This is a genomic window from Pseudoalteromonas sp. APC 3691 (assembly GCF_030408135.1).
Lineage (GTDB): Bacteria > Pseudomonadota > Gammaproteobacteria > Enterobacterales > Alteromonadaceae > Pseudoalteromonas.
Genome location: NZ_JASDCB010000093.1, coordinates 1 through 11,470, shown reverse-complemented (window position 1 = coordinate 11,470; position 11,470 = coordinate 1). Strand labels below are relative to the sequence as shown.

Below are 11,470 nucleotides of genomic sequence, written 5' to 3'. Positions count from 1 at the left end.
TGTTTAGTTCTGTTGTTTTTAAGCGATTCATAAGATCACAAAACACCATGAATGTTCCCTCACTACCCACATTTTTTAATACTGTTAGTTCATTGATATGTAAAGGCTAATTCTGGGGATACTTTAGGCTATTAACACTACTCAAGAATCAGCTAAATTTAATAGTGATAAAAAGGTGCAAGGCGATACTTAAAACAAAGCGCGAGAGACTCTCGCGCTAAATAAGTATTAAAACTTGTAGGTTATTTGCCCAACAATTTCACGCGGGCTACCCGGAAAGTGACCGTTACGCTGGCTAAATCCGCTTACAGCATATTCCTTATCAAACAGGTTGTTAATATTTACACTTAGTAATACGTCATCAAAGCGACTCGTCCAGCTCATATCAAATACGGTAAACGGTTTTACTTTTTGACCATCGGAGCTTACTTGCTCACTCACATAATTAGCGCCAAACGCAATAGAGGAATTAATCGAATCGAGCCCAAAGCGTGACCATAAACCCGCCTGGTGGCGCGGCGCATTAGCAAAGCGCGAGCCATCACCAAATGTATCTGAAAGCGTATCACCCGTTACGCCGTCTACTACTTGCGTATCGTTGTATGCGTAATTAGCCGTTACGGTCCAGTGCGCTGATAAATCGCCAACTAAAGTTGTTTCAAAGCCTCGGCTTTCTACTTCACCTATATTTAACAGTGCAGCAATGCCATCTCCCGCTCCCGTATCGTCAGGGTTGCTCATTACCACGTTTTCTTTATTAATTTGGTAAATTGCAAAGGTGCTCATTATTTTGCCGTCGAGCCATTGGTTTTTCATACCCAGCTCGGTTTGCTTGCCGGTTTCTGGTTCTAAATTACCTTCGCCTTCTACATCTTCTTGATCCGCTGATGATGTAGGGTTAAAGCTCTCTGAGTAGTTAATATATACTGATGTGTTTTCAACAGGTTGGTAGGTCACAGCAACACGTGGGGTCACGCCGTTATCTGAGTAACTAAAACCAGTTTCTTGATTAAACTCTTTAAAATGGTCATAGCGTAGGCCTGCAATTATTGTCCACTGCTCGCCTATGCTAATTACGTCTTGTGCATACACACCAAATCGGTCGGTATCAACGCCATCGCGGTTCATGTCGGTGAGGTTATAAGTACTTGGATCGGTTTCACCGTAGTTTAAATTAAAAATATTTAAATTAGCGACGCCATCGGCCTCATATCGGGCACGTAAGTAGTCATATTCGGTATCAACGGTGTGGTAATCACCACCAAATAAAAACTGATGGGTTAATTGTCCTTGTCCAAAGTTATAAACAAAGTCGGTGGTTACACTTGCTTCTTTATTAGCACGAAATTGCTTACGGTATTCTCGTTTGATGGTTTCGTCATCAATGTTTGCTTCGCCATCACCATCTACATCTACCCAGCTTTGCGACTCATGGTAGGATTGGTCTCGCTCGTTATCCATGTAGCGAAACGTAGTACTTAAAGAAAAATCATCATTAAAATAATGGCTAAGTTCTGCTTGAAGCACCAAAGCTTCCATATTTTGATAATCAACCGCTTCATTAGCGTTATAACTTGGGTCAACTAAAAAGTTGCCGTTGTCATCTACCGGTACGCCCCGTAAGCGGTTACCGCCCAGGTCTTGTTTTATGTAGTCAACACTTGTGGTTAAGGTTGTTGAATCACTTAAATCAAATAACAATCCGCCTGTCAGCTCGGTATTAGCTGAGTCTGCATTGTTACGAAAGCTGTCTTGCTCTTCATAATAACCACCCAATCTATAAGCCATTGTATCGTTTAAACCACCCGTCATATCGAGTGATGCACCACGGGTGTTGTAATTACCCAAAGTAAGCTTTAATTCGCGTTTTTGTGTGTAGCTTGGCTTTTTAGTTACGTAATTAATCATCCCACCAGGTTCGCCACCGCCATACAAAGCAGAGGCTGGCCCTTTTAATACTTCAACACGTTCTACATTAAATAACTGCGGTACACCAAAGCCCGAATATGGGTCGCCACGCACACCATCGTAAAATACATTTGCGTCATCTCTAAAACCACGAAAAGTTACGCCTGAGTAGCTATATTCGCTCACTCCCGCAATAGATCGGTACAAATCGGTAATGTCACGCGCTGCTTGGTCAATTATAAGTTGCTCTGTTAAAACCTGAGCCGATTGCGGAAGCTTAATAAGATCTAAATTAGTTTTAGTCCCAATTTTACTTTCGGTCTCTAAGTAAAATTGCTGGGCACGGCCAGTTACTTCAATAGTTTCAATGTCGTCGTTTTGTTGTGAAAAAGCTATATTAGAAAAAACAGATAAAGACGCAGCAATACTTAATGCCAAATAATTAGGGTTAAACATGATAATTCCTGGGAGAAGTGTAGATAGCCAACAAGCTAAATGATAACTTTTATCATTTTCATAATCAACACAAGGGCGGGGTTAATACATCTAAATATTAGAACTAATATTACTTAAAACAGAGCGCTAGCCCTTTTATTGCAGTTAAAATAAAACCCCTACTGTATTAAATACAGTAGGGGTTATTAAGTAATTCTTAAATTAGTTTTAGCGTGTAATTTACCCTGCAATATTGCTAATTTGAATTACTGGAGACACGTTAGTAAAATTAACTAAATCAGCCGCTATTACTTCTTGATGAGGTGCAAAGGCTTGCTGAAAAGATTCTACCGATTCAAACACTAAATGCCCCATAGCAATATAAGTTGGCGCTTCGCCCGGTGCGCCACCTGCTAAACCTGCATCTGCACTACTTGATATAAGCGCTTTACCAACTAACTCTGCAACTAGGGGTAAATGTGTTTTACAGTAGTAGTCCATATCGAAAGTAGCACTTTCATTATTTGGGTATAATACGCTTACTTTAATCATTACATTCTCTCTTTTATTTACTAAAAAATTTAAAGCGTCTTTTGAAACAGTATGAATCATACATAAGTAAAAAAACGCATAAGTGAGCAGTCGCTCAATTATGAAGTATTCATACTCATAGCGCCAGTAATTTGATTGCAGTGCTTATTTTAATTAAGGTGATACTTCGCTAATTTACTTAAGTGCGGGTCGTTTTTTAAAATGTTTGGGCGGTAAAGACTCTACAAAGTTAACGCACGTATTTACCCAATATGCTAAATCAGAATCAGACTCAAAACCTTCAGGCAAAATATAAACCAAGCCCTTAACTGGTTTTACTGTAAAGTCGCTCTTCTAACCCTCTGTCAAACGCCATTTAAGCATCTCTATTTTTTAATAAACACATTACACACTTAATAACGGTAATAGCACTTAAACCTAAGTAAATAAAATAATAAAAGGTGGCTGGGAAAGGTATGCAAAGAGTAGGTATAAAATTATTTTGGACTTACAGTTTTTATCAAACCGCACTAATCAAAGCTGATTGAGCTGACACTAGTGCGGTTTAAAAGTAAGTATAAAACTTACTAATTCAATTTTAATAAACCAAAATGCTTATGCAGACAGTTGCGCTGGAGCATTTGTTACAGATGCTTTTTTCATACTGCCTTCTTGCTCTAAGCGAATATGCCAGCTAAACGCTTCTTCAAGTAAATGAGGAGTATGCCCGCCACGCTCACAAGCGCGATTGTAATAGTCTAACATTGCCTCGCGATACTCTGGGTGTGCACAATGCTTAATAACTTGTACAGCACGCTCACGCGGCGCTAAACCACGTAAATCAGCTAAGCCTTGCTCGGTTACTAAAATATCAACATCGTGTTCGTTATGATCAACATGACTCGCCATAGGCACAACACTTGAAATGTCGCCATTTTTAGCAATTGATTTAGTCACAAATATTGCTAAATGAGCATTACGTGCAAAATCACCCGAGCCGCCAATACCATTCATCATCCGTGTACCACAAACATGTGTTGAATTTACATTGCCGTACATATCAAACTCAAGCGCAGTATTAATGGCAATAATACCTAAACGGCGCACTATTTCAGGGTGGTTCGAAATTTCTTGAGGGCGAAGCACTAGCTTGTGTTTGTATTTTTCTAAATTATTAAATACTTGTGCGTTACAACGCTCAGACAACACAATTGAACTGCCCGATGCAAAGCTCATCTTACCTGCGTCAATTAAGTCAAACGTCGAATCTTGTAGTACTTCAGAGTACATTGTTAGGTCTTTAAAGTCAGAGTCGAGTAATCCCATCATTACCGCATTTGCAATGTTGCCAATGCCTGCTTGTAGCGGTCCTAAATTAGCTGGCAATTTATTTTGAGCCACTTCGTCTTTAAAAAAGTTAACTAAATGGCGCGCAATAGCGGCGGTGTCTTCATCAGGGTCGGTAACGGTAGAAAACGAATCGCTTTGGTTAGTAAAAACAATACCAACAATTTTTGCAGGATCGATAGGAATAGCAGTACTACCAATTTTATCATCTACTTTAACTAACGGCATTGGTTGGCGAGTAGGACGATACGAAGGAATGTATATATCGTGCAAACCTTCAAGATTCGGGTTATGCAGCATATTAATTTCAACGATGACTTGTTTGGCAAAAATAGCAAAACTGGCTGAGTTACCGACCGATGTAGTAGGCACAATATGCCCTTCTTCGGTAATAGCGACGGCTTCAATAACAGCTACATCAGGCATGGTTAATTGATGATTTCGTAGATGCTCAACCGTTTCAGATAAATGCTGATCAATAAACATAACTTCGCCGTTATTAATCGCTTTACGCAAAGTACTATCTACTTGAAAAGGCATACGACGCGCTAAAATGCCCGCTTCTGTTAATAGCTTGTCGAGATCATTACCTAATGACGCACCCGTCATTAAATTTATTTTGATTGGATTTTTTTTGACTTGCTCAATTAATGCTCTGGGTACTGCTTTAGCTTCTCCGGCACGAGTGAAGCCACTCATCCCTACAGTCATTCCATCTTTAATAAATTGGCTTGCTTGTTCTGCCGGCATCACCTTGTCATGCAGGTTACTATTGCGAATACGTTCCAAGTGCATACTGAGCTCCTCTCTAAATTTGACATTATTCTAATCCTAACTTCGTACTACACAATCTAGACTTAAGTCGTATTTACGAATCGAGGATGAGCAACATGTTTAAAAGGGAGGTTAATTTACTTTTAATTAATACTATCATGTAGTTATTAGTAATATTTTTAACAAAAATGACATAACAATCTATAAAGTAATTTATAAAGTAATCTATAAATAAATAGTATTATTTAATTAGAGGAATTATTTTTGAGGAATTAACTTTATTAGTTCAAACACCCAATGTTGTTTGAAGTATAAGTTGGCATAAGAACATACGTTTTTACTGGGCTACAGCGTAGAAAGTGAAGTGTAAGTTGGCATAATATTGAAGCTTATAATGGCATAAAGTTACCAAATGTAAGCCGCTTTAAAGCCAATCTCATAAGAATACTGACTAGTTTTGTTGGCTGCTATCTGCCACATGCAATCATTGCTAATTGCTAATTGCTGCGTTAAATGATGAGCAACGCTACCACCCTACCTAAACCATTGGACATAAATATTTAACTAAGACAAGCCGAAAGTACCAAGCGTTGGAAATCCGCCTTAAACGCTTCATTTGTCCTCTTTATTTAGTTATTAACTTAACAAAACTTAACTTGACTTACTTAAAGTTAATAACTATAACTGATCGCATAATAAATGAATTGGATATATTATGTGGTGGGTAGCATTTCCTGCGATAGCGTCAGCTGTAAAACTAGTGATCGATAACAATAAATATATCACCGATATCTCAGCTAGATATCAAATACTTGACAAAGAAAATAAAACTAAGCTAATCCTTGCGCTACACGAGTCTGGCATATCACAACAAAGAATTGCTAAGTCTTTGGGGGTTAGCCCTTCCGCCATTTCACAAAGACTAAAAAGCAACACTAGTCAGCCTGTAAGTAATGACGAGAGTGTCAGTAAGCTATTTGAACTTCATCATATTGGAATTCCAAACCAAGCTATTGCGAAGCTGTTATCTACGGACGATATAGAAATTACAGGCGCAGATATTGACGCATTTTTTAAGGTTAATAAAGCATCCAAACTTAATTTGGGTTAAATTAAGTTAAGTCTTATGGAGAATACAATGAACAATGTCATTGATTTGAATTCATTTAAGCAAAACAAAAAAAGCAAGCCTCACTATGATGAAGATGACATAGATCAACAACTAAGTGACATGAAGCAGCAACTATTTGGAGATACACGTACAGCCAAACAGATAAATACACTATTTTCTGAAGCTAAGAAAATTTTAAGATCTCGAGGGCTCACAAAGATTAGGGTTAAGCACAATAGCTTCCCTAATTTGAAGTCAACACAAACCATTATTTTAGAAAAAGAAAAGTTAATTTTTTCGACCTCTGCTCTAAAAGGTAAACAGCTAAAGTCGGATTGGAAACTGATTTCATTGGAGACACGGAAGCTACATGAGCCTATTCATTTAGTTTCTCTAGTAATCACAACATATGAAGGTGAAAAAAATGAGAGATAACGCACAAATAGCGCCAACAAACTTTATTGCATCAGGTGTTCAAGATGCGAAAAGAAACTACTTACAAGGTGCTCGAGACACAAATCAATCCTTTGCTTCAGTGGCTGGTTCAGAGCTACGTAAAGGTAATGGAGCTGCAATGGCTCAATTTAACATAAACCAACACAACATTGATAAGGCAGAAAGCGAGCTTTAACATGCCTACCTCAACAGAGTCGACATTCTAGTATCGGCTCTGTCAATTATAAAAGCCTAACATTTTAGTATTTATGCAACACGCAGTTTGTGTTTGTTGCATAATCGCTTTTTGGGCTGAGCCGCTGCCAGCTCGGTGTGTCAGAGTTGATGCTGTTTATGCTATGGGAGTTTCCTTTATAGGGACTCTAGCTCACATAGTCAATTTAATCAGCTTAACTATTATTTAAGCTTTCCCTGCGTTACTCAGCGGTTATAATGTTTCCATTACATCTAAGTTTGCCCAGATAAGCAATCATATTTTTTACATGTACATAGGCTCCTAGCCTGAACAACTAAGCAGGCTAAATAATTGATTTTATAAAGCAATCATAGCTGCTAACTTGTTCGCTCGGCTTTAGTTCCTGTTCCATCCAAGTTGAATACGATAATTACGCCTACAGTGCTGACAAGGCCAATACGGTATCAGTGTCGCATTTTCTGCCTTTGGCTTCTCTGCTTAATTTTTTCCTTAAAAAATGATCATACGCAACTTCGAAGTTTATAGTAAATGCTTCTCATTAGAAGGCTTCAAAATCACGTAAAATGATATAGGCCCACTTCCGTCCAAAAAATTAAGCTTACAGCTCAGTGTAAATAGCTATGGGTTCTATGATTATTTCACTTTCAGATTTACCGCTAAAAGTTTGCTCTATTTCATACAGATTTTCAGCCATGCCTATCATATGCTGTAGCATACTTGCGCCCTCTGAAATACTTTTTACATCAGCGCGTTGAGTGCCATCAGCATGACTTATGAAACCAATGACAACAAATTCTTTAGCTGTTTTCCTAGAATATTTACGGTAAATCGTTTTAAGAGAGTCTCTCAAATATTCCTGAGATAAGCAGGTTGAAAAAGTTACATTATTAATTTCTTGCTGAAAACGAACAATGTCATCACCAAAGCTGTCTATTATAGTTTCAAAACCTTTTACTGATCTTTTAGGCACTGAAGCACCTAGTTCAGCACTTCTATCATGAATTAACTTATCTAATCGAGATTGAAGGGTTTTTACGGTTTGGCTTTTAGAGTTTTCCGCCTTTTTCTTCTCCAGCTCTTGTAACTCACCCGTTAAAGGTAATATTGCTAATGCATCACTGATATTACTGAAGTTACTGAATAGCGATTTTATCTCGAGCAAATCAACAAACTTACCCTTCGCTCTAATCCTAATGAATGATTTTGTAGATTGAGCAATATCATTAAATGTTAAAGTCTCACTTGTTACATCTAGTACCTTATCACTATCTTCTAATTCTCTTTCAAATAAGTTAAATGAATGATCATGCAAAAACTTTTTAGTTGTAGAAGCTGAAGCCTCTTTAATTACATTTGCAATTACTCTACCAGATGCCAATTTCCCTTTTTGAGTATCACTGTCTTCATGTTCCAAACTATGCTGATCCAGAACATACTCTGTCACACCCTCAAATAATTGTGATGAAAATGAATATAATTTTGGCTCATCTAAATATATAAAATTCTTAATCATTACCTTTCCTATTTTTAAAGCGTTCTTTAGCTGCTCTTATTTTTTCTTCTCTTATTTCACTGTAATCTGCAGAAGATCGCACTCGAATTGTGTCTACTAATGACCAAATAAAAACTGCAATTCCTGAAAGGACAAAAATAGCCACTAATATATATAAAATTAGATTTATGTTCATCGACTTTACCCTCTAATCCTATTTGGTCTGAAAAACACACTCAAACTAGTTAGAAGCGATACGAATGCGGCTATGTATGCAGATACTTTGATTCCATCTAAATCAATTTCGTTGAAGCCACTTTCGTGTAACATCAAAACACATGAAAAAGACCCATAAATGAAAATTGCAGCTATAGAAACCCCATTTTGAAAAGTTTTCCACTGTCTTTGTCCTATAACGTGCTCAATTTCATTTAAAATTGAAATATGAAGAACAAATCCAAATGCAACAAAGTCACTTATACTAAAAAGGGATATTTTCACTCCCCAAGTAGTCAACAATAACCTCAATAAAATTGGTAATACTCCGATCAAAACAGTATAAATTAACCACTTCGTCCGTATGTCACTATTCACTTTTTATCCTTTTAATTATTATTTTATCATTCATATTTCACCTCCGAACCACATAAATTACAATAAATAAAACATGCTTTGCTTCTGAACTGTGTCATATCTTCATTCCCACAGTGGCACTTCAGCTTTTTATTTTTTGCATTTAGTTCAGCAATTAAACCTTCTTGAATAACTCTTGGCTGTATATATTTATCAGCTACAGATGCGTAAGCAGAGTTACCACTTAGTCTATTTTGCCTTTTTTCATCTAACCTTTTTCTGTAATCATCGTTCTCTTGTTGGCGCTGTTTATATATCTGATCGGCTTCGTCTTTTGCATCAATTTCTGACTGCTGAACATCGAAATAGGTAAGGTTGTTCTCGTTAAAGTGTAAGTCATTCAAACTCACTAATTTTGATTGCTCTGAACTGACAACTTGTACCTGAAAGCCTAAATCATCGATTCCGTATTGTGTATAAAAACACTTAAAAAACAGCTTGCTTTGATCTCGGCTAGTGATTTTTGATTCAAGGTCAAATACGTAAAGATTTTCGTTAGAGTTATAAAATATGTCTTTTCGGGTGAAGTTGTTTTTGTCTTGTAGAAATAGCCAAAGGACTGTAGCGCCTTGTTCTTTAAAAAATCGATCTCTTGCAACAATAACATCTAGTGGTACTCGGTCTAACACTAACTCAATAGCTATATCCATGTTGTGCGTGTTAGAGTAAAAACTTATATCTGGTCTTCGCCATGATTTAGCTAGCCCTGTCTGAAATTGCTCTCGATAAGGTTGTTCTACTCGAATATTTTCATACTCAACTTGGTTTTTAAGCAAATTTGATATACTGGCTTTATAGTCTTTATGTTTTTTACTTTCTTTTATTCCATTGTAACTAATGGCCTGTAGTTCACTATCGGTAAGGCTTGTTGTGCTTTTTACAGGGCAATCTTCTGAACCAATAGGATGTTTGAAATGATGTTTTTGTGATGGAGTTCCAGCAAGTATTAAAGGCTGAAAACATGTAGTACATAATATACTACCAAGCCCTTCTGGTTCTCTTAGAAAGCGCCTAAGCTTAAATAGATCTGCTTCATCTAAAGATAGAACTTCATTGGAGGTATAGCTTTTACCCTCGTCAGGTAAAAAGACTTTAGAGATTGTAGACATAACCTAACTTATTAATTCCATTTAAATAGCTATTTGCTTATCAATCTACCCGTCAAAGCACTGGCTAGCAAGCGTTTACTAATCAAGTCTAAAAATAATTACAGCAGCTAATTTTTAGAATTAAGTTATGATTAGATAAGAACAGCTTTTATATTTGGGAGTTTAATATGGCTAAACCAATAAAAACCAGCAACACCATAGATAAATCGGCGAATTTCGATTGCGAAAATGTAAAAGCTGCATTAGATGGTCGGCTGTCCGTAGATGATCTTAGCACCGCTGAACAAGCTGTATTTATGGATAATTTTGACGAAGCTATAAACTCTAATTTAGAACAGGATTTTTCTAAACATCTTGAAAAACTAAGTAGTAACGAAAAATTTTATGGCTTAGATGATAAAGATAAAGTCATCTGTGAAGCAAAAAACAGCTCAAGCCTGAATAAATTCAAATAGCTCATACCTTAATAGAATTCAAATAAAAAGACCCCTGCGTTTGCTGGGGTCTTTTTATTTAGCCTCTGCCTTTTCGGCAGTTAAAAGTCACAAGTTGTGGTTGTTTACTTCCTGGCCTAATTTCAGCTGCCTACTCGGCAGTTCATCCTCTATCAATCGCTCAGCGCGTGATCTACATATTTCCAGCTACCTATTCGGCAGTTCACTATTAAAAATAGTTTAAATTTCTATAAATACCAAACTGTTAAACAAATTTAAATTATTTACCCTCCTTTCCAATAAAACTTATAACCCATTGAAATCAAAGAGGATTTTGCAATCATTAAAAAAGGGTATTCAAAGAGGGAACCGTGCCTTGAAATGTTTGATTTGTAGCAAAGCCATAATTATTAAATTGATTTTCTATCGCATTAGTATTTTCAATTTTTTGTATGTGAAGTATAAAATTTTCCCCGTTGCCTTTGCTTGATACGGGTATTGAATGAAAGTGGCCTATGGCTTTTTCCTCAAATTTATATTCAGGGTTGTAAACCTCGCCTCTAGCTTCAGCTCGCTTTTTAGCGCGTTTCAATCGTCTTTGCTTTTCACCAACAAATGCTTTGGCTACTGATTGGTTGCGAACAAACATGACTTCGCTTTGGTTTACTGGTACTTCGAGTATTTTTGATAAGCCAAATAACTTATCATGAGCCATCATCTCAAAATAGCTTTGCTGAGATAGATTGATTAATTGCTTCTTATCTGTCGATACAAACGCTAATTCATTACCTATTGTTTGCTCATTCCATTTAGGAAAGCACACACCAATATTACTAATTTCACGTGAACTCATAAACCCATGCAATATGGCGATACATCGCCCAGCAAGGAGGCTTACATCACAATTTTTAGGTAAATGCATATTCCGGAGCATCGTGAACAGTGATTCCGGCCCATCGTGAACACCCGTTCTGGTTTTAGCGTGAACGCTCATTCCGGTTTTATCGTGAACACTTTTGACTGATTTTCCGGAATCGGTGTTCA

12 protein-coding genes are annotated in these 11,470 nt (G+C 37.0%); 4 read left to right on the top strand and 8 right to left on the bottom strand.

Going from position 1 to position 11,470, the window contains the following annotated elements; all coding sequences use genetic code 11:
- Positions 1-228: 228 nt before the first annotated feature.
- From QL998_RS19325 to QL998_RS19315, 3 genes are all read right to left on the bottom strand, one after another.
- Positions 229-2,364, bottom strand: coding sequence for a TonB-dependent siderophore receptor (locus QL998_RS19325; RefSeq protein ID WP_290193312.1), 2,136 nt, complete (start codon positions 2,362-2,364; stop codon positions 229-231).
- Positions 2,365-2,583: 219 nt separating this feature from the next.
- Positions 2,584-2,895, bottom strand: a complete 312-nt coding sequence (locus QL998_RS19320) for an EthD family reductase (RefSeq protein WP_002958288.1) — start codon at positions 2,893-2,895, stop codon at positions 2,584-2,586.
- Between the two features lie 594 nt (positions 2,896-3,489).
- On the bottom strand, positions 3,490-5,016 hold the full coding sequence (locus tag QL998_RS19315; protein WP_290193311.1) for an acetyl-CoA hydrolase/transferase family protein: 1,527 nt from the start codon (positions 5,014-5,016) through the stop codon (positions 3,490-3,492).
- A 694-nt stretch (positions 5,017-5,710) separates the two neighbouring features.
- Here QL998_RS19315 and QL998_RS19310 point away from each other — a divergent pair.
- Genes QL998_RS19310 through QL998_RS19300 form a run of 3 tightly spaced genes read left to right on the top strand, consistent with a single transcriptional unit; the run spans position 5,711 to position 6,737 of the window.
- Positions 5,711-6,106, top strand: coding sequence for a winged helix-turn-helix transcriptional regulator (locus tag QL998_RS19310; RefSeq protein WP_290193310.1), 396 nt, complete (start codon positions 5,711-5,713; stop codon positions 6,104-6,106).
- Between the two features lie 27 nt (positions 6,107-6,133).
- Positions 6,134-6,541, top strand: a complete 408-nt coding sequence (locus tag QL998_RS19305; RefSeq protein WP_290193309.1) for a hypothetical protein — start codon at positions 6,134-6,136, stop codon at positions 6,539-6,541.
- The gene (locus QL998_RS19300; protein ID WP_290193308.1) at positions 6,531-6,737 is read left to right on the top strand and encodes a hypothetical protein; all 207 of its coding nucleotides are present in this window, start codon (positions 6,531-6,533) and stop codon (positions 6,735-6,737) included. Before QL998_RS19305 ends, QL998_RS19300 begins: the two co-directional genes overlap by 11 nt.
- 619 nt (positions 6,738-7,356) lie before the next feature.
- On the opposite strand, the gene QL998_RS19295 is transcribed toward QL998_RS19300, so the two are convergent.
- Genes QL998_RS19295 through QL998_RS19280 form a run of 4 tightly spaced genes read right to left on the bottom strand, consistent with a single transcriptional unit; the run spans position 7,357 to position 9,992 of the window.
- The gene (locus tag QL998_RS19295; protein WP_290193307.1) at positions 7,357-8,271 is read right to left on the bottom strand and encodes a hypothetical protein; all 915 of its coding nucleotides are present in this window, start codon (positions 8,269-8,271) and stop codon (positions 7,357-7,359) included.
- Entirely contained in the window at positions 8,264-8,446 is a 183-nt protein-coding gene (locus QL998_RS19290) for a hypothetical protein (protein WP_290193306.1), read from the bottom strand. The genes QL998_RS19295 and QL998_RS19290 overlap by 8 nt, the downstream gene beginning before the upstream one ends.
- 5 nt (positions 8,447-8,451) lie before the next feature.
- Positions 8,452-8,844: a hypothetical protein gene (locus tag QL998_RS19285; RefSeq protein WP_290193305.1), complete on the bottom strand. Its 393-nt coding sequence runs from the start codon at positions 8,842-8,844 to the stop codon at positions 8,452-8,454.
- Between the two features lie 26 nt (positions 8,845-8,870).
- Positions 8,871-9,992, bottom strand: coding sequence for a hypothetical protein (locus tag QL998_RS19280; RefSeq protein ID WP_290193304.1), 1,122 nt, complete (start codon positions 9,990-9,992; stop codon positions 8,871-8,873).
- A gap of 167 nt (positions 9,993-10,159) precedes the next feature.
- Between QL998_RS19280 and QL998_RS19275 the strand changes: the two genes are divergently transcribed.
- A complete protein-coding gene (locus QL998_RS19275; RefSeq protein WP_290193303.1) occupies positions 10,160-10,447 on the top strand; it encodes a hypothetical protein in 288 nt (95 codons plus the stop codon).
- A 322-nt stretch (positions 10,448-10,769) separates the two neighbouring features.
- On the opposite strand, the gene cas6f is transcribed toward QL998_RS19275, so the two are convergent.
- Positions 10,770-11,470, bottom strand: a 701-nt coding sequence (gene cas6f, locus QL998_RS19270) for a type I-F CRISPR-associated endoribonuclease Cas6/Csy4 (RefSeq protein ID WP_290193302.1), incomplete at its 5' end; no start/stop codon positions are given.